Source organism: Gemmatimonas sp. (genome assembly GCF_041689975.1).
Classification (GTDB): domain Bacteria; phylum Gemmatimonadota; class Gemmatimonadetes; order Gemmatimonadales; family Gemmatimonadaceae; genus Gemmatimonas.
Genome location: NZ_JBDNFF010000205.1, coordinates 26,483 through 44,568, shown reverse-complemented (window position 1 = coordinate 44,568; position 18,086 = coordinate 26,483). Strand labels below are relative to the sequence as shown.

The window sequence follows — 18,086 nt, the reverse complement described above, 5'->3', positions numbered from 1 at the left end:
TTGCTGGTGCGAAACACGCGCGAGCCGCCGAAGTAGAGGCGGGTGGATCGCTGGGGGTCGATCACGAAGGGGGCGATAAAGGCCCGGCGTTCACTCGCGTCGATGCCGCTGGTGATGGTGCGCTCCAAGCCCGTGCTGACTTGTAAACGGAGCATGTTGCCGTTCTGGCTCGAGACGTACACGATGTCGGGGTTGTCCGGATTGATCGCCGTGAAGGCGCCATCGCCACCGTACACACCGTTCCACTGCAGCAGACCGTTGCGGGCAATGAGCGTGCCGTTGTCCTGCAGACCCGTGAGCACTCCGGTGGGGTCGGTGGGGTGCACGGACAGGCCAGGATAGTGGAGCGACGTGGCGAGTCCGGCGTTCAACGACTCGAACGAGTCACCCCCGTCGCGCGACAGAAACGCTCCGCCATCGTTGCCGGTAAGCACCCGTCGCGAATCGTTCGGGTCCACCAGCACGACGTGCCAGTCCACGTGGATGCTGGGCGCCATCTCGGTGAACGTCTGCCCACCGTTACGTGAGCGGTAGGCCCGCACGCCGCCCGTGTAGATCACATTCGCATTGGCCGGATCGACCGCGATCATGAGGTTGTATTCGCTCTGCTCGCCGAAGTTGTTCCGGCCGGACACCGCGGGTGCCGCCGTCAAGCCGGTGGCATCGAGCGTCGTCCGAGTTCCGCTGGATTCGTCGTAGCGATAGAGTCCACCAAAGCGGCGGTCGAGGCGTCCGGCCACGATCCACACGCTGCCCGGCTGCGCCCGCGAGACAGCGATCTCCATGCGTCCAACCGAGTCGGCCGTGAAATTCGTTGCCGTGCTCCACGTTGCGCCGCGATCGCTGCTGCGCCAGAGTCCCGGTGGCGTCGCGCTACCCGACACGCCCACACGCGCGGCGTAGATGATGTTCGGGTCGGTCGGATGCTGCGCGATATCGCTGAACGTCAGTGCCGGCGTGACCACCGTCCACGTCTGTCCGGAGTTGGTGGACCGCATGATGCCGCGTAGCGTGGCCGCCATCACGGTGGTGGCATTGGAGGTGCCCGCGCTCGCGCGGTCGATCACCATGCCGTAGACCGCAAACGACTGCGTGGGCGAGGTGGTAAAGACGTTCTGCCCGAGTGTCGTCCAGCTGGCGCCGCCATCGGTGCTGCGCAACACGCCGCACCCCTGCGTCGATTCATTTTGTTCGCCCGTGGCCGCATACACGATCTCCGGGTTGACGGGGTCCACCGCTACGGCGCCGATCACCAGCGAGCACTGATTGTCGGTGAGCGGCATCCAGCTGGCGCCTTCGTTGGTGCTCTTCCACAAACCGCCGGCCGACGTGCCCACGTACAACACGTTGCGGTCGGTGGGGTGAAAAGCCAACGTCGGCACGCGGCCCGCATCGAGCTGCGGCAGCGACCCGAAGAAGCCGTTGTCCATGTACAGGCCGCGCGGGCCAATGCTGGTCCAGCGACCAGGGGTCGGCACGGGCACGCCGTCTCGCAGCATGGCGCTGCTGGCACCAGGCTGCGCCGACAGCCACAGGGCGTACGACATACCCGTGCGGGCCTCGAGCGAGCCGGGCGGGGCGTCCCACAGGCTGACCAGCGCCTGCCGACGCTCCTCCGGGTCGCTCTCGCGAATGACCTCTTTCTGCTGCGCGACGGCCAGCTGTGGCATGAAGGCGGCGCACAGCACAGCCAAAAGCATACGGTTCGTCATCGTACCATCCCGCTGAGCGTGAACGCCAGCGTGTTCGAGGTGCCTTGCCGCGTTGTCACTGAAACGGGATAGGTCCCACTGGCCAGCGGCGTCACGGGCGCCGCGCCGCGATCGGGGATCTGTTCGTCGTCACGCGGTACGGTAAAGCGCAGCGACGTCGCCGACGTGCGCGGCACCTGGCGCAACAGTACACGACCGAAGTGCACAGTGTTCAGCGAATCGAACCCGCGGCCGGCAACCGTGACATCGATGATCGCGCCGCGCGTCACATCGGCCGCGCCGGGCGTGAGCGATTCAATCACGGGAACCGCGCGGCCGCGCTGGTGGCAAGCCACCACCAGCGGCAGCAAGGCCAGCCAGGCGGTGCGTGGGTGACGTGCGCTCATGGCGCGCCTCCCGTAACCGTTGCAACGTCCGTTCGGACGTCGAGCTCGTCGAGCAGCGACTGTCCACTCACGCCGTGCGCTTCCTGAAGCGACAACTGCCATGATACACGAGCGGTCGGCGCCATGCGCACGAACGTGAGCGTGACCAACTCGCCGTCGTGGGTGCCCGCAGCCCAGGCGGCGGCTACGCGCACCGAACCCGCATGCGCCTTGCATGCCAGCAGTGGCTCCCCCTGCGCGGCGGCACAGCCGACAAAGGTCCAGTCGGAGCTGTTGGTCAGCTCCGCCGTAACGCTGCCCAAGGCGCGCACCGGGCCGCTGCCAAGGGCGATCGTTACTTGCACGGTGTCGCCGGTCACGGTTCGCGCGTGCAATTCCATGGTGCTGCGCGCGACCGGCTGCGGCGTGTCGAGCAGGGCGTTACGGCAGCCTGTTGCGCTCAGCACGGCCAGGGCGACGATCAGCGTTTTGTTCATGCGTACCGTTCGGTTGAACTGCTGTGACATGGTCTGTCGTGCACTCATCGCACGATCACCACGGGATTGAACACGCTGGTGGCACCCGTGACGTCTGTCAGGTCTCCGGCCAGCAGTTGGTTGAGCGTGAATACCACTTGGTTGCCCACGCCACGCTGGTTCACCCGACAGGTGAGGCGAATGAGTGATACGGCGCCGGACACCGGCGTGGCCGACGTCCACGTGACGCGCACGTTCTGCTGGGCATCGACGGGCTGCGCCACGACCCCGGCGCGCAGCGGGGTGATGGCCGTGACGGTAAATGGGGAAAACGGAAACGCCGCTGATCCCGGCCAGGCCACGCTGAGGTCGGCGGCCGACAGCGTGCGCCCATCGCGCGCCGCTACCTCGACCACGATCGAGAACGTGTCGGTGGTGATGCGATAGCTTGGCAGCGTAGCCCGAAGAATGGGCCCGGTGGCATTGCGCGGCACGAACACCAGGATCGAGTCGGCCACCGCGGGCGTGCGGCTGGCTTGCGCCACCACGAACGTGCGCCCCGGCAGGGCGCCGGTAATCCGTCCATCGAAGGTGACCGTTGCCCGTGACGGATCGCGCGCGAACCAGCGCACGCCACCGGTGCCCATGGTTTCTCCGGTGCCGTTGCGTGCCGACAGGAACGGCAGAAAGCCCGCCGTGGTGGTCGGCAACTCGAGTACGCGCCCTACGGTATCGCTGGCCGACAGCGACGTACGGATGCTGGTCGGCTGCGCTGCGGTATCGGGCGGCGCTACGGCAATACTGCGGGACGTGACGCCCACCAGCCCATCTCCGCTAAACTGTAATGCGCGCGCAGTGCCGCCGTCGAGAATGGCAAGGGCGGAGAATGTGGCCCGACCGAGGGTGTCCGTGGTCGCGGTGTTGTTGCTGAGGGCGCCGCCGCCCTGCAGCGTGGCGCGCAGCACGACACCCGCGTCGGCCGACGTGTTGCCTACGCTGTCGAGCATGCGAAGAATGGGCGCCGGCGAAAGCGGCACGCCGGCCTCACCACCGATCGGGGCGTCGCGTTCGAGCAAAAGGCGCGTGGGCAGGCCACCAATCAGCGAGAGCGAGGCGGTGGCGGCAGCGGTAATGGAATCGGCACGAAACGTGAGCGCACGTGTACCCGCGAGGCCCGTGACGGTGAGCGCGCTGAACACCGCCCGCCCCGTGGCGTTGGTCAGCGCGGTCGTGCTGCCGAGCGCCGTGACGCCCTGCCCACCGGCCGATGTCACCACTACACGACGCCCGGCAAGCGGACTGTCGTTGCCCTCGAGATCACGCAGCTGCGCTTGCACCCCGGTCGCACTCGGCACGCCGCTGCGCAGCCTCGGCGGCGCGCCCACGAACGTCACCGCGGTCGCCGGACCGGCCACCAGATCGAAGTTGCCCGACGTCACGGTCGTGAGCCCCGGCGAGGCGAACTGCAACGAACGCGCGCCCACCAATCCCGACACCGTGAGATCGGTGAATCGGACGACGCCCTGCGCCGACGCCACACTGCTGGTGCCAGTGAGCGTACCGCCCCCAACCAGCACAACGCTCACCGTCGTGCTGGCCGACGACACCAGATTGTCGGCGTTGTCGCGGACCTGCACCACCGGCTGCGTGGTGAGCCGCACGCCCGACGCGGCGCCACTCGGCGCGGTGCCGATTACCAGCTTGGCCGGCGCACCCGGGGTAACCGTGAGGCTGTAGCTGCCAGTAGTGCTGCTGGACGTGGCGGAGATGGTGGTGGTGCCCGCCTGCGCCACGGTGACCAAGCCGGCGGCGGTCACACCGGCGATGGCGCTGTTGGCGGAACTCCACGTGAACGTCGCATTGTTCACCAGCTTACCGCGATTGTCGGTGAACGTGGCGCTCAGCTGCACGTTGGCGCCGGAGGGCAGCGTATTGACCCCTGCAGACGCAGTCACGGCAACCACCGGGGGCACATCAGGGGCAGCGGGGTCGCCGCCGCACGCCGCCAGAAATGCAACCGCGGCGAGTACGGCCCGGTGACGAAGTCGTGGCATTTGGGGGATAAGAGGCAATGGCGGTGGGGGCAAGCAGACTCTAGTGACTATGGAGGCGGGGACACGATCTCGCAAGCCCTCAAACCCAGCTACCTGCGCGCGTCATCCGCGCGCAGAAAGTCCCGGATATCACATACTGTTCGGTGCCGAACGTGGCATTGGTTGAGTCCACGCCGGCTGTCTTCCACTGCGCGATCACGCGCCACATCGAATCCGGAAGCTGCTTCTCCCACTTGTTCACTTCGACAGAGTACTGGCGCCAATCTGACACCGATCCGCCCAAAACGATGCCGACCACGTGATCCGGATGCGCCTTGTAATATTCGAGCGCGAGCACCGTTCCCCACGATTGACCGTTGAGAAATCATCGATCGATCTCGAGCGTGCGTCGGAGCGAATCCAGCTCCTCGACGAAGCGCGGAATGTTCATGAGCGTGGTGTCGGCGAGTCGGTTCGACTTCCCGGCGCCAAGTTGGTCGTAGCGAACAACGAGACGATCGTCGCCCAGTGCTTCGAACGGTTTGAGGTAAAAGCTGCCAGCGCCTGGTCCTCCGTGCATTAGCACCACCGGCGTGCCCGTGCCGACGCCCGATTGCTTGTACCAAATGCGACCACCTCGCGCAGGAGGCATCGTCTCGCCGGGGCCGCGCAGCCGGTCGGCCATGCCAACTCCATACGACGGGGAAGCCTGCTGCGGCGTTTTCTCCCCATCATCCAGACCGACGGCGGGGAGGAGGAGCCAGTTTCCCCATCGAATGGCCAGCATTTCGCACCGGCTTAATCGTTTAATAAACCTCGTAAAACGAACGCCAGGAGTTATATTTACGATAATGATCGCCCGAACGCTGCTCAACACGGTTCGCCAACGCCTGCGGACGACATCGGCCGTGGTCCTTCTCGGCCCGCGCCAAGTTGGGAAGACCACACTTGCGCGGGCCCTCGCCGCAGAGTGGGGCAGTCGGGCACTCTATCTCGACCTTGAGCGGGAGGCTGATCGCCGCCGGCTCGACGATGCGGACAGCTACCTGCGCGCGCAGGCCGGCCGATTGGTGATCCTCGACGAGATCCACCGCGCACCGGCACTCTTTCCCCTCCTGCGAGGCATCATCGACGAGCGCCGGGCCGCCGGTGAGCGCGCCGGACACTTCTTGCTGCTCGGGTCCGCGTCGCTCGATCTGCAGCAACAAGCGGGCGAGTCGCTTGCCGGTCGCGTAGCATATCTCGAGATGACGCCGATTCTCGCGCGTGAGTTGGCGACGCACGACGCTGGCGTGCCTGACCTCTGGGTGCGCGGTGGCTTTCCCGGCAGCCTGCTGGCCGCGAATGGCGCCGACAGCATGACCTGGCGACAGGACTTCGTGCGCAGCTACCTCGAGCGCGACGTCCCCATGTTCGCGCCCCGCATGCCGGCCGAGTTGATCGGCCGACTCTGGCGCATGTTGGCGCACGCGCAGGGCACTCCCGTCAATAAAGCGAGGCTCGCTGCCAGCCTCGAAGTGTCGAGCCCCGCGATCGGTCGCTATGTGGACCTGCTCACCGACTTGCTGCTCGTGCGCCGATTGCCTCCCTGGAGTGGAAATCTGGGCAAGCGCCTCGTGCGGGCGCCCAAACTCTACGTGCGAGACAGTGGTCTGCTGCATGCGCTCCTCGCGATCGAATCGCTCGACGATGTGCTCTCGCATCCGGTGGTGGGCGCGAGTTGGGAAGGGTTCGTCATTGAGCAGTTGATCGCCGCGGCGGGGAGCGATCGGCTTCCCCTCTACTTCCGCACGGAAAAGGGAGCAGAGGTCGATCTGCTCTTCGAGCGTGGAGGTCGGGTCGAGATGCTGATCGAAATCAAGCGGACGGCGGCGCCAACGGTGTCGAGGGGCTTGCGCTCCGCCGCGGCCGATCTGGATGCAGCGGCAGTGCACGTCGTGCACGGCGGATCGGAGAGTTGGCCCATGGGTGGGGGCGTCACGGCGACATCACTGGCCGGACTGGTCGAGTATCTGTCGGCCACGGCACGATAGTGCCCTCCGCGCACACTAGCCTCGACGACATGTCGCTCGACCGGTAACTTCGGGCAATGTCAATTGTGGACCGCCTCACCACCGCCCTCTCCGACCGCTATCGCGTCGGCCGCGAACTTGGGGCAGGGCGGCATGACCACCGTGTATCTCGCGCACGACATCAAGCACGACCGCGATGTCGCGACCAAGGTGTTGCACCCCGATCTCGGCGCGGCGTTGGACTGTTGTACTACGTGATGCCGTACGTACGTGGCGAAACATTGCGCGAGGTGGCTGGTGCGCTCGATCACGCGCACATGCAGGGCGTGATCCATCGCGACATCAAGCCCGAAAATATTCTGCTGCAGGATAGCGCCGCGCTGGTGGCGGATCTCGGCATTGCGCTCGCGGTGCAACCGGCTGGCGTCGCGCGCATGACGCAGTCGGGCCTCAGCCTCGGCACGCCGCAGTACATGAGCCCCGAGCAGGCCACCGATGAACGCACGATCGACGCGCGTAGCGACTCTACGCGCTGGGTGCAGTGACTTACGAGATGCTGGCCGGCGAGCCGCCCTTCAGCCGACCAACGGTGCAGGCAGTTGTGGCGCGACTGCTGGCCGACACGCCGCGTCCGATCACTCCCGAGGCAGCACGAGCTCGCGGCGTACGGCGCCAGACAACGGATCCACGCTCAGCAACTCAGTCGTCGCGCTCCCGGGCACGGTAAGGGCCAGATACAAAAACCCTCCGCGCGGCAATCCGGCGAACGCGACGCTGCCGCCCTGTCGCAACGGGGTCGCCAGCTCCCGCAGCGCAACCCCGTCGAGGGTGAAGAGTCTCACCGAGACGCTGTCCCTCACATTTCGGAGTACGGCAAGTGCAAGCCCGTCGCCCGAGAGCTGCCAGCGAGCGTTGCCGCTGATCTGCCCTTCGATGGTGACGCTCGACTTAAGCTGCCGTCGGCCGTTGCCTTTTGCATCGGACAACCACGTGCGCGGATTACCATCGCTCATCTACAAAATGCCTCGCTCTTCGCTTACGAACCACCCATTCTCAGTCGGCGCCATGGGGATGATGCGCCGCGTCAATGCGTCGGCATCATACAGCATCAGCGCCGCTGCCGAATCCACGATCGTTTCGAGGGCCGCCACGCGCCCATCCGGTGACCAGCGATGACCGCCAGTCCCGATTTGACGCTCCGCCGTGAGTGCGGTCTCGACCCCGTTGTCATTGTGATAGAAGCTGATGCCGAGTGGGTCCGCCCGAAGATAGAAAACGGAGCCCGCGATTGTCTTGATCTGGCGCTCGATGCGGTAGTGCGCACATACGGCAGCAGCGAGTCGCTCAAACGAGTGCAATGGCGAAACTGCGCCGGGTTGAAGAGGGGTACGTCTGCACTAAATTGGCTTCGGCGCGTAGCCCCTGCCAGTCTGTCCCACGTCTTTCGCATTCGAGGTCTCATGCAACGCTCCATGTCTGCTGTACGGCGCAGCGCCGCAGCACTCGCGCTGTCCACCACGATGCTGTTGCCGTACAACCTCGCCGCACAGGCGGCCACTACGTCGGCGTCGTCGTCGATCGCCACCGATCCCGATGTGCTTGGTGCGGAACGTCTCTTCTCGGCGTGGATGGAAGGACAGATCGCCTATCGCGGACTACCCGGCATTGCCGTTGGCGTGGTGTACGATCAGCAGCTGGTGTGGGCCACGGGCTTTGGCTTTGCCGACGTCGCCAACAAAGTGGCGATGACGCCGCAGACCAAGTTCCGGATGGCGTCGCACAGCAAGATGTTTGCGGCCATCGCGATCATGCAGCTTCGCGAAGAGGGCAAGCTGCGCCTCGATGATCCCGTCCAGAAATACTTGCCGTGGTTTACGGCGAAGCCGGCCGGCGATGACGATGGACCGATCACGATCGAGCAACTGCTCTCACACGTGTCGGGGCTGCAGCGCGAGGCCGGCGACCACTGGTCGACGAATGAGTTCCCCACAGAAAACGAGATCAAGCGACTTTACGGCGAGCGTCAGGCCGCATTCGCGCCGAGTGTGCGGTGGAAGTATTCGAACCTGGCGTTTGCGGTGGCGGGGTTGGTGGTCGAGCAGATCACGGGACAGAAGTGGGCCGACTACGTGGCGACAAACATGTTCACCCCGCTCGGCATGACTGAGTCGAGTGTGGACAAGAATGTACCCGGCCTCACGGTTCCTTATGGACGCCGCATGCCCGACGGCACGCGCGCCATCATTCCGTTCATCGATGCGCGCGGTATGGCGGCCGCCACTGGCGTGACGTCGAACGTGACTGACATGGCGAAGTTCGTGTCGGCGCAGTTTCGCCGCGGACCACGCGGTGGCGCGCAGATCGTGAGCAGTGGTTCGTGGCGCGAGATGCATCGTGCGCGCGCGGTGGACGAGACGTGGGTGAGCGGCACCGGGCTTGGCTTCGACATCCGCCGCATCAATGACCGCTCGTGGGTGGGGCATGGTGGTGGGTATTTGGGCAACACGACGCAAACGTTCTTCCAGCTGGACGACAAGGTCGGGGTGATCGTGCTGACGAACACGAACGACTCCAACGTGGGCGACATCCTGCGTCAACTGGTGGTCACGGTCGGTGCGGCCGTGGCGAAGGCCGGCGCGCCGAAGCCGGTGGTAGTGACATGGGATCCGTCGTGGTCGCGCTTTGCCGGTCTGTATCGCGGCGCCTGGAGCGACGTGCAGGTGGTGCTACTGAATCAGAAGCTTGTGCTGATCACGCCGAACGGTGCGAATGTGGACACACCTGTAGCACTCGAGCCGCTGGGTGACGGACGCTTCCGATATACGGCACGCACGGGGGGAGCCGAGGTGGGCGAGGTGGTGCGCTTCGTGGAGGAGAACGGGCGCGTCACGCGGATCATTGCGGGCGACGGGTTTTTTCATCGGGTGCCTTCGAAGTGATCTCCGTGCGGCGACGGCCAACTCGTGAGGTGTGATCGGTGAGTATTCACGTGGTACTGGTGCACCCGGAGATTCACTGGAATACGGGGAACGCGGGGCGCACCTGCCTGGCGGCCGGCGCGACGCTGCATCTGATCGAGCCGCTGGGCTTTTCTCTTGATGAGGCGCAGGTGAAGCGCGCCGGTCTCGACTACTGGGAGCACGTGGACGTGCGCGTGTGGCCCAACTGGGAGGCGTTCGAGCGCGAGATGCCGCGATTTGGTGCGCCGTTCTTCTTCGAGACCAACGCGACGCAGCTGTTCTGGGATGCGTCGCTCGCGCCGGCCGAGGGGACGGTGCTGGTGTTCGGGCGCGAGACGGGTGGACTGCCGGCGGCGCTGCGTGAACAGTACGCGGATCGGATCGTCGCGTTGCCGATGACGTCGGAGCGGGTGCGGTCATTGAACTTGTCAACGACGGTGGCGGTGGCCGTGTATGAGGTGCTGCGGCAGGGGCGGGTGAGTGAGCTGGGAGCTGAGAGCCGAGAGCTCAACTGCAAACTCCCTAGGGAGCAGGGGGGAGGGTCTCAGGAAGGAGGAAGCAGTGGAACCGCGCGCGTTTCCAACTCCCTGCCACCTGAGACCCTCCCCCCTGCTCCCTAAAGAGTTTGCAGTTTTCAGTTCTCAGTTTGTAGTTTGCGGCAGCTACGGGGCAATCCCCACGAATTCCGCCAAGTCCAGCACGTCCACGATGGCCGCCAGATCGATGGGGCCGTAACAGTGCGGATACAGCTCACTACTTGCCGGCTTGGGCGTGCTCGATGGGAGAGGAGCAGGCGGCTCGTATCGCAACGGGACAGTCAGCTGTGTCGGGTCGATCACCAGCACCACGAGATCCGGTACGCCGGCGTAGTACGCCTGCGCGGTGGGCACCACCTGATGTGCACGCGACAGATGGATGAAACCTTCCTGTGCGAGACTCTCGGCGTGGTAGCTGCCACGAACGCGCGCGTCAGCAATAGCCTGGCGCGAACAGATGTGGAATACCGCGTTGTCCGGGGAAAAGGTCATCCCAGTCGCCGAATGGCACGCATGCCGTCATCGCCGATGTCGAGACTGTGTGCGTTCACATACAGCGCGATGTGCTGCGCGCACACCTCGTCGGACATTTCCTGCGCGTTGGCACGGACGTAGTCTCGGCTCGCCTCGGGGTTATCGAAGGCATACTGCACCGACGCACGAATGGCGCGTTCCACTTCGGCGACGGTATCGGCGTCGAGGTCGGCGCGGGCACAGATGCCGGCCAGCGGAACCGGTAAGTTGGTTTCGCGCTCCCACCAATCGCCTAGATCAATGGCTTTCGAGAGTCCGTGTTCGGCGTATGTGAACCGGCTCTCGTGAATGATGAGACCCGCGTGCACCTCACCACTGCTCACGGCCTGCAGAATGCGGTCGTAGCGCATCTCCACCACTTGGTTGAGCGACTGCGCGGCGAGGCGTAGCAGGCGATACGCCGTGGTTTCGCGTCCCGGGATCGCGACGAGTCCGCTCACGGCTTCTGCCAATGACATCGGCGTACGCGTGACCACCAGCGGTCCCACGCCGTGACCGAGTGCGGCACCGCTGCGCAGCAGCGTGTAGCGATCGCCGATGCCTGCGAAGGCGCCGACACTGAGTTTGGTGAGATCGAACTCGCTGTGATGTGCCCGTCGGTTGAGCTCCTCGATGTCGAGTAGCACCGGCGTGATGCGAACAGGGGTGTTGATGAGCCCGAACGTAAGCGCGTGAAACGCGAACGTATCGTTGGGGCAGGGCGAATAGCCGAACGTCAGTTCACGCATCGTTCTGTGTAGCGATGACGTACTGGCGCAGGGCGTGCACCAGCAGCGGCGTGACATGCGTGATCGCAGCGAACGCGGCGTCGAAGTGCCACCGTGCGCGATCGGTCTCTTCGATGTCATTCGAGATCGCTCGTACCTCGATGGCCGGTACACCGGCACGCTGCGCGGCGCGAAGCACACCGAATCCTTCCATGGCTTCCACGTCACAGCCGGTCGTGCCGCCCACATGGGCGCTGGTGCCGATCGACAGCGTGGACGCCTGGGGGAGCACGCGCTGTACCGCGCCCAACAATGCGGGTGAGGCCGGCACCGTATTCGGTGCCCACTCCACCGGCACGTTCAAGTCGCAGTAACGCGCGTCGGTGCCGATCACGAGCGATGCCGGCGCGAAGGCACGATGCCGACGGGCGCCGGCGATGCCGACGTGCAGAATCGCGGTAGGTTGAAGCTCGGCGATGGCAGCTGCAGTGGCCGCGGCGGCCTCCACGGGTCCCACGCCGCATTGCAGCGTGAGCCAACCATCGGGCGCCGCGAGTTCGCGCGCGGTGGCCGCTACCACCAATATTTGCGCGCGATCGTTCATGACGGGCTCATGCCATGAAGTGTAAGGCGTTGCTGCTCACTCCACGAGTTCGCCGCCCCAGCTGGCCGGGTCCACGTCAGCGATGGTTTCCGTGAGCGTCCAGGCGTGCCCGGCCGGATCGCGCACCGACGCCTGACGCTCGCCGAAGGGATGGTCGGCGGGTGGAGTGAGCCCAGAAGCGCCAAGCGCGAGCGCGCGGTCGTACGCCGCGTTGACGTCGGGCACGCGCACCATGAGCACGGCGGGCGGGCGTCCACCGGTCGCGGGCGTGAATGCGGCGTCCCAGGCCGCGACCACTACGGCGCCATTACCGACCGTGAGCTGTACGCGCTGTTGCCCGCGATCTCGCGGTACGCGCAGGCGTTCGCGCGCACCGAACACCTCGCGTAGCCATGCCACGGCGGCTTCGACATCGGGATAGCTGCGCACGGGGATGAACGTGGCGTCGGGGAGGGAGCGGTTGCTGCTCGGCGTGCTGCGCGGGGTGATGATCGCCTCAGGTGCGACGGTACCCGGTGCTTGCAGGGTGGCGTCTTGGTGGGCCAGGATCACGCGCCACGCCGTTTCGTGTGCGTCGCGCGATTCGGGCGTGACGAAGCCCTCGTGCGTGAGCGTGACACGCGTGAAGTCGCCGGCGATCGCATCGAGATGCACCGTGAGCGTGGTCTCCGCTCCGCCCGTGCCGCCCACGCCAGTGACCCAGGTGAGCGACACCAGGGCGTTGGGCTCGAGGCGAAGGAAACGACCGTAGTGAGGATGACGGACAGGCTCGCGTCCGTCGTTGAAGCGCTGCGCGACTTCAAAGAAGAACGGCTCGCCGACCACGGCCCGCAGGCGCGCGGATTCGGGTTCGACGAACCACGACGGCCAGCCCGTCGTCCAGGCGCGATACAGCGTGACGGCGGAGAGCGGCGACGTACGGGAGATGGTGAGGGCGTACATGTGGGGTCGTTGCGGCAAGTGAGGGAGATTTATGGGCCAATGCGCGTGTAAGCGTGGGAGTCCGGATGGGCAAATCCCCTCACTTGCACTGGAGAACTTTATGAGACACGGGCAACGCGCGACACGTCTGGCATTGTGGATGTTCGGTGCGCTGGCAACCGTTGGCGGCTCGACCGCCAGCGCGCAGGTAGTGCTGACAGGCGTGACGACGATGAGACTGAACCCCACGTTGACTCCTGCCGGCTATTTCACCGACACACGAGGCACCTCGTGCTGTGCGAATACGTACATCACGCGCGGGTCGAATCCCGGCTCCGATGCGTTTCTCTACACCGGCGACGGCCCCGTCGGCTCGTTGATTCCGTCGGGCATTACGCTCGCGACTGGCCTGAACACCTTCTACCTGTGGGGTGGTGCGGGCGGGCTCGTCGGTGATTCCTTCAACCCCAACTTCGCGGTGTCGCCCCAAACGGGAAGTAACGCGCTGGCCGTCTCGTCGTACTGGAATGCCACCACGAACACGATCAGCGGTGTCGGCACGACGGTGCAAGATGACTTCGGAGCGTCTCGTGCTGGTACCGGGCTCTCGACAATATTGGGCAACTTCCGGCTCACGATTACCGACTGGAGTCCTCAGGTGGTTTCGCGCAACGTCCGGATCAACCTGTTCGAGGTGACGCCCATGCCGAATGCCGAGACAAGCAACGTCGGACGCCTCGTTCTCAACGTCGTCGATCTCACACCGCCGCCAGTCAATCCGACGACCACGACGGTCCCTGAGCCATCAACGTACCTCCTGATGGCCTCAGGCCTCGTGGCGATCGGCATCCTTTCTCGCAAACGCAAGTTGGCGTGAACATGGTGGCTGCTGGAAGATCCAGGCTGCTGGAGCAAAGGCCCTGCGCCACAGCGCGGGGCCTTTGCCAGATCTCGACCATTGATCGCGGCGCCCACGTCCGGGCCACCGCTCAGCGATCTGGGCAACCCACCCATTTCCGCCGGGTGTGCACGGCGGCATGGAGCCCTTCGGTGGATCGAGTTTACGAACGCTGTCGGCCGCAGCCACCTTGCCCTGTTTCGCCAATGCGTCGGCGAGCGCTCGGCGTAATCGTGGACCCATCGATGAAAGATCCGGTGTCGGTGCGATCCGGGTCAAACCGGCGCGCAGTTCCGACTCGGCCGCCGCCGCGTCGCCACCTGCGAGGTACGCCGTACCGATGAACAAATACGCAAAACCGAGCAAGTACGAAGACTGCGTCGGCAGGACAGCATCGCGCGTGGCGATCGCCATGCGCAGCGCCTCCGCGAAGCTCCTTCGTGCCAAGGCGTCATCGACATACTCGTTACTGAACACCACGCGTAGGTCCAACGGGAACTCCACAAGCGTGTCGACGATCGCACGACCTTTCGCCAGCTCGAGGCGGCCTGTGACGGTATCACCACGAAGGCTCGCCAATAGCGCCGCCGATTTGGCCGCCCACACTTGTACCCACGGCTGCGAGCCGAAGGTACGCTGCAAACGTTCCGACTGCATCCGCGTGCGGACTTCGGCACTATCCGCCCGACCCAACACCAGCATCGCCTCGATTGCTGCATCGGCGGCACCGTCCCGTTCTTTGGAGAGTCGCATATCGAGCGAATCGGTGATGCGTTCAATCGATCGCGCCTTAAGGTGATACGCGCGTGGGTCCCGCGTAATCCACGACGTGGTTACCAAGCGGACATTCTCTGCCGCCGCTACTGTACGTGTCACTCCGCGCGCGCGTCGCTCGATCTCGACCAGGTGCGCGGCCAACGAGTCGGCCGCGCGCGGCTGGCCGCGCAGCAGCGCTTGCGTTGCGCGCAACAACATGATCTGCGTGCTGAGGACACTGCTGGGGTCCTTTCGTCCATCGCCGCGCGTGGCTGCGTCGATCGCCTCATTGGCCGCTTCCGCGCCGTGGAAGGTGAGCTCGAGGGTCGCATACTCGATACAGGCGCGAGCGTGCTCATCGCTCGATTGCCCGTACGCACGTTTCGCGAGCAGTCGCGCCGAGTCGAGCACGGCGCGCGCGCGTAGCGGAACTGCGAGCTATAGTTCGCCCCGAACGCCGTATACAGGCGCGCACGGAGTCGCTCGTCGTCGGGAAACTCGCGGGCGACCCGTGTGACCGCGCTATCGAGTCGTTGCCCCACTGTTCCGGCCGGACCCATGCTGATCAACTGGTCCTAAGACACGGTCGATGTGCCGTTCATGATACCGGACATGAAGTTGGCAGCACGCTCGGCGCGTGCAGCTTCGAATCGCAGGTCGCGCGCCTGCTGCAGTGAGAGCAGACTCCCCGCAACCGCGGTGAGCATCACGAACGACGTACCGAAGACCAACGATCGATGCCGTCGGGTGAACGCCCACATGCGATAGCCGACCGTGCCTTGGCGCGCCAACACACGGTCGCGTTTCAGGTGTCGATGCACATCGTCGCTGAGTGCAAGCGCACTCGCGTATCGTCTGGCCGGATCGCGTTGCAGCGCCTGCAACATGATTGCATCGAGCTCGCCATCGAGTGCCGCACCGAGTTTTCGCGCGCGCTCGAAACCGCGGTTGGGGGCTACGGTGGCCGAGGAGGCGCGCCCGATGGCGCTCGGCACGCGCGGCGAACCGCTGCGTACTTCCATGTTGGCCTGTTCGGGCGCCGCATAAGCTGCCGTGAACGGCGACATGCCATCCGCCGTCACCGATGCGCCAGCACTGTTCTCGTCGAGAAGTTTGGCGACGCCGAAGTCGAGCAACTTGACGGTGCCGTCGACGGTGACGAGCACGTTGGCCGGCTTGAGGTCCCGATGCACCACCAACCGTTGGTGCGCATACTGCACCGCGTGGCAGACCGTGCGAAAGAGATCGAGTCGCGCCGGGATCGATAGCTGGTGGGCGTCGCAGTACTCGTCGATGGATACGCCGTCCACATACTCCATGGCGAGCCATGGGGTGCCCGACGCGGTGGCCCGCCGTCGATCAGCTGCGCGATGTTCGGATGCTGCAGCGCGGCGAGAATCTGTCGCGCGGAACGGAACCGGTTCAGCAATACCTCGCTGTCCGCGCCACGCCACAACGTCTTGATGGCCACCCGCTGGTGGTACTGCGCGTCAGCACGTTCCGCCTCGTACCGTTAGGAACTCCCTCATTGGTCGCGCAACTCGGCATGGAGCCAGGCGCGCGCCATGGTCCATTCACGTGACACCGTGGCCGGCGAGATCGCCAGTAATTCAGCGATCTCGTCGAGTGACAGTCCCACGAAGAATTTGAGCTCGACGATCTGCGCCTGACGGGTGTCGACCAGTTCGAGTCGTATCAGCGCTTCGTGCACGCCGAGGACATCCGTGACCGGGTCGGGTGCCGCCGGGGTGGCGTCGGCCGTTGCCGGATCGAGCGTGACCAGCAGCCCGCGATCGCGTCGGTCCGCCGTTGTGCGTCGGGCGTGGTCAACCAGGATGCGACGCATCATCGTTGCCGCGATGCCAAAGAAGTGCGACCGGCTTTTCCAAGGCACCTCCTGCCCCATGAGGCGGAGGTAGGCCTCATTCACCAGTGCGGTGGGCTGCAGCGTGTGATCGGGGCGTTCGCGGCCCAGATAGATCTCTGCCAACTGGTGCAGTTGGTCATAGACGCGGCGGGCGGCCAGATCCTTGACCGACTCGTCACCCTGTTGCGAGGCGGCGAGTAACTCGGTCAGAGACCTCGGGTCGGGATTCAGAATATCAGTCACGATCACAGATGATGCCGCCGATCGCGCGTGTCGGATAGAGGACCGATCGGTCTCGCTGGTGTTCGGATGCCACCTCCCGCAACAGTGCTTGGGGCGCCGTCGCGGATCTCCGGAACGTAGCCCGGACCCTCGAATCAACCCACTCAAGAATTGCAGCAGCTCGACAATACTCTGACATTGTTGCGTGGTGTCGGGATCTGCGCGCCTTGACTCCGACCAATGAATCCAGTGCAGCAGTCCGCCTCGTCATCGAGTGCCGCGCCACGTTCCGCTGGAACCGTGGTGGCGCAGAGCCTTGCCTCCGCCATGCTTCGTGCGTCGACGCCAACGGCGGCCGAACTCGATGCGGTCGTCGCCGCATTGCGATCGGTTCTCGAGTTGCGCGAATTCGTGCTGCTCGTCGAATCGCACGGCCTCATGGTGAACGGCGATGAGGTCGACTCGGTGTCGGCCATTCGCGTCCTACATCGCCTCGGTGGGGCGCGTGTGCGACGCGTCCGCATCGAAACGCGGGTCGGTGACGGCGATCTGGCCGCCTTGCTCACGGCGCTTTGTGAGACTGACGTCGATCTGACCGCGACCCAGCTCCGTGAGCGTCGGGTTTCCGGCGTGTCGATCGAGCTCCGCGACCGCAGCGATGCTGCCGTCGGTGCCGCTACCGGAGGAGGCGCCGGACCTCGAGCCGCCGGCTGCGGAACCCGAGGTGGAGCTCGAAGCGGAGCCCGTCGCGCTCGCACCGCTCCCAGAGATGGATGCCGCATTCGAAGCGGCGCCCGATTCTCGCGACGATGCCGAGAGACTCTTCGGTCAAATCGTCGATTTCAAGGGCAGTGTTCCGTATCTGGCGTCGTGCTTGCGCGGCGATGGCCCGTATGTGGTGGTGACAGCGCTCACGCTGTTACGCGCGAAAGGGGCCGACGAGACGGCCGCACGCGTCATCGCGCTGATGCAGCATCGCGAGCCGTCGGTTCGTGTCGCCGCAGCGCGCGCACTGGAGGTCTTTGCCACCACGGAGAGTTGGGTTGTCCTGCAGGCCGGACTTTTCGATCGCGTCTCGGACGTGCGCCTGCGATACCTCTGCGCCTTCGACACACGCGCGGAGCCCCTTCCGGTGGCCGTGATGCGCGAGATGCTCATCAGCGAGCGCGTCGAAGAGCTCTCGGTGGCCATCGTCGAGCGGCTGACGCCCTATCGCTCGCACGAATTCAGTCGCGCCCTCGCGCGCGCCACCATCTACCATATCAAGGAGCGTGGCTCGGTGCCGGTGCTTCGGGCACTGCTCGAGCAGTTGATGCGTCATCAGCCCTCCGTCGCGCAACGCCTCGCACACTATCTGAGCGGGTCTCCGAACCCGGCGCGTGTGGCGCTCGGCGATGAGCTGCTGGGAGAGGATGCACGGAGTGCCGTGTCCGACTCGGTACTGGAAGGGATCGACCTCGAAGCGCTGGTGTAGCGACGTCGT

Annotated in this window: 21 protein-coding genes; 6 read left to right on the top strand and 15 right to left on the bottom strand. The window is 65.2% G+C overall.

The features are described from left to right. The 6 genes from ACESNG_RS13175 to ACESNG_RS13150 form a co-directional block, all read right to left on the bottom strand. The coding region (locus ACESNG_RS13175) for a WD40/YVTN/BNR-like repeat-containing protein (protein ID WP_373069303.1) at nt 1-1,712 on the bottom strand (1,712 nt) is incomplete at its 3' end. Continuing rightward, nucleotides 1,709-2,098: an IPT/TIG domain-containing protein gene (locus tag ACESNG_RS13170; RefSeq protein ID WP_373061373.1), complete on the bottom strand. Its 390-nt coding sequence runs from the start codon at nt 2,096-2,098 to the stop codon at nt 1,709-1,711. The genes ACESNG_RS13170 and ACESNG_RS13175, both read right to left, overlap by 4 nt. After that, nucleotides 2,095-2,622, bottom strand: coding sequence for a hypothetical protein (locus ACESNG_RS13165; RefSeq protein WP_373061371.1), 528 nt, complete (start codon nt 2,620-2,622; stop codon nt 2,095-2,097). Before ACESNG_RS13165 ends, ACESNG_RS13170 begins: the two co-directional genes overlap by 4 nt. Next, on the bottom strand, nt 2,619-4,607 hold the full coding sequence (locus tag ACESNG_RS13160) for an Ig-like domain-containing protein (protein WP_373061369.1): 1,989 nt from the start codon (nt 4,605-4,607) through the stop codon (nt 2,619-2,621). The genes ACESNG_RS13165 and ACESNG_RS13160 overlap by 4 nt, the downstream gene beginning before the upstream one ends. Before the next feature lie 79 nt (nt 4,608-4,686). Continuing rightward, the gene (locus tag ACESNG_RS13155) at nt 4,687-4,944 is read right to left on the bottom strand and encodes a hypothetical protein (RefSeq protein WP_373061367.1); all 258 of its coding nucleotides are present in this window, start codon (nt 4,942-4,944) and stop codon (nt 4,687-4,689) included. Nucleotides 4,945-4,971: 27 nt separating this feature from the next. Then, nucleotides 4,972-5,373, bottom strand: coding sequence for a hypothetical protein (locus tag ACESNG_RS13150; protein WP_373069301.1), 402 nt, complete (start codon nt 5,371-5,373; stop codon nt 4,972-4,974). 64 nt (nt 5,374-5,437) lie between these two features. Here ACESNG_RS13150 and ACESNG_RS13145 point away from each other — a divergent pair, with 64 nt between their 5' ends. After that, the gene (locus ACESNG_RS13145; protein WP_373061363.1) at nt 5,438-6,619 is read left to right on the top strand and encodes an ATP-binding protein; all 1,182 of its coding nucleotides are present in this window, start codon (nt 5,438-5,440) and stop codon (nt 6,617-6,619) included. A gap of 236 nt (nt 6,620-6,855) precedes the next feature. Further along, nucleotides 6,856-7,143: a protein kinase domain-containing protein gene (locus ACESNG_RS13140; RefSeq protein ID WP_373061361.1), complete on the top strand. Its 288-nt coding sequence runs from the start codon at nt 6,856-6,858 to the stop codon at nt 7,141-7,143. A gap of 90 nt (nt 7,144-7,233) precedes the next feature. On the opposite strand, the gene ACESNG_RS13135 is transcribed toward ACESNG_RS13140, so the two are convergent. Both ACESNG_RS13135 and ACESNG_RS13130 read right to left on the bottom strand, forming a co-directional pair. Further along, nucleotides 7,234-7,611 (bottom strand): hypothetical protein, encoded by a 378-nt coding sequence (locus tag ACESNG_RS13135; protein ID WP_373061359.1) that lies wholly within the window; start codon nt 7,609-7,611, stop codon nt 7,234-7,236. Further along, entirely contained in the window at nt 7,612-7,956 is a 345-nt protein-coding gene (locus tag ACESNG_RS13130; RefSeq protein WP_373069299.1) for a hypothetical protein, read from the bottom strand. It abuts the gene before it with no gap. A gap of 102 nt (nt 7,957-8,058) precedes the next feature. Between ACESNG_RS13130 and ACESNG_RS13125 the strand changes: the two genes are divergently transcribed. Together ACESNG_RS13125 and ACESNG_RS13120 are read left to right on the top strand one after the other, a co-directional pair. Beyond that, nucleotides 8,059-9,537 (top strand): serine hydrolase domain-containing protein, encoded by a 1,479-nt coding sequence (locus tag ACESNG_RS13125; protein ID WP_373069297.1) that lies wholly within the window; start codon nt 8,059-8,061, stop codon nt 9,535-9,537. Nucleotides 9,538-9,575: 38 nt separating this feature from the next. Beyond that, nucleotides 9,576-10,178 carry a tRNA (cytidine(34)-2'-O)-methyltransferase gene (locus ACESNG_RS13120; protein WP_373061353.1) on the top strand — a complete coding sequence of 201 codons (603 nt, stop codon included), beginning with the start codon at nt 9,576-9,578 and terminating at the stop codon, nt 10,176-10,178. Between the two features lie 42 nt (nt 10,179-10,220). Here ACESNG_RS13120 and ACESNG_RS13115 read toward each other — a convergent pair whose 3' ends face one another. Genes ACESNG_RS13115 through ACESNG_RS13100 form a run of 4 tightly spaced genes read right to left on the bottom strand, consistent with a single transcriptional unit; the run spans nt 10,221 to nt 12,881 of the window. Then, complete coding sequence (locus ACESNG_RS13115) at nt 10,221-10,586, bottom strand: DUF952 domain-containing protein (protein ID WP_373061351.1); 366 nt, start codon at nt 10,584-10,586, stop codon at nt 10,221-10,223. Then, nucleotides 10,583-11,356 (bottom strand): 1,4-dihydroxy-6-naphthoate synthase, encoded by a 774-nt coding sequence (locus tag ACESNG_RS13110; protein WP_373061349.1) that lies wholly within the window; start codon nt 11,354-11,356, stop codon nt 10,583-10,585. Before ACESNG_RS13110 ends, ACESNG_RS13115 begins: the two co-directional genes overlap by 4 nt. Beyond that, nucleotides 11,349-11,939, bottom strand: coding sequence for a hypothetical protein (locus tag ACESNG_RS13105; protein ID WP_373061347.1), 591 nt, complete (start codon nt 11,937-11,939; stop codon nt 11,349-11,351). Before ACESNG_RS13105 ends, ACESNG_RS13110 begins: the two co-directional genes overlap by 8 nt. A 36-nt stretch (nt 11,940-11,975) precedes the next feature. After that, nucleotides 11,976-12,881, bottom strand: coding sequence for a VOC family protein (locus tag ACESNG_RS13100; RefSeq protein WP_373061345.1), 906 nt, complete (start codon nt 12,879-12,881; stop codon nt 11,976-11,978). 100 nt (nt 12,882-12,981) lie between these two features. Here ACESNG_RS13100 and ACESNG_RS13095 point away from each other — a divergent pair, with 100 nt between their 5' ends. Further along, nucleotides 12,982-13,737, top strand: a complete 756-nt coding sequence (locus tag ACESNG_RS13095) for a PEP-CTERM sorting domain-containing protein (protein ID WP_373061343.1) — start codon at nt 12,982-12,984, stop codon at nt 13,735-13,737. On the opposite strand, the gene ACESNG_RS13090 is transcribed toward ACESNG_RS13095, so the two are convergent. The 3 genes from ACESNG_RS13090 to ACESNG_RS13080 form a co-directional block, all read right to left on the bottom strand. Further along, nucleotides 13,687-14,925: a hypothetical protein gene (locus ACESNG_RS13090; RefSeq protein WP_373069295.1), complete on the bottom strand. Its 1,239-nt coding sequence runs from the start codon at nt 14,923-14,925 to the stop codon at nt 13,687-13,689. The two genes, ACESNG_RS13095 and ACESNG_RS13090, sit on opposite strands and share 51 nt — an antisense overlap. Nucleotides 14,926-15,089: 164 nt before the next feature. Next, nucleotides 15,090-15,968, bottom strand: a complete 879-nt coding sequence (locus ACESNG_RS13085; protein WP_373059681.1) for a protein kinase domain-containing protein — start codon at nt 15,966-15,968, stop codon at nt 15,090-15,092. A gap of 71 nt (nt 15,969-16,039) precedes the next feature. Further along, nucleotides 16,040-16,624: an ECF-type sigma factor gene (locus ACESNG_RS13080; RefSeq protein ID WP_373069293.1), complete on the bottom strand. Its 585-nt coding sequence runs from the start codon at nt 16,622-16,624 to the stop codon at nt 16,040-16,042. Nucleotides 16,625-17,213: 589 nt separating this feature from the next. On the opposite strand from ACESNG_RS13080, the gene ACESNG_RS13075 reads away from it, so the two are divergent. Continuing rightward, nucleotides 17,214-18,077, top strand: coding sequence for a HEAT repeat domain-containing protein (locus tag ACESNG_RS13075; protein WP_373059685.1), 864 nt, complete (start codon nt 17,214-17,216; stop codon nt 18,075-18,077). The last annotated feature ends 9 nt before the right edge of the window (nt 18,078-18,086 follow it).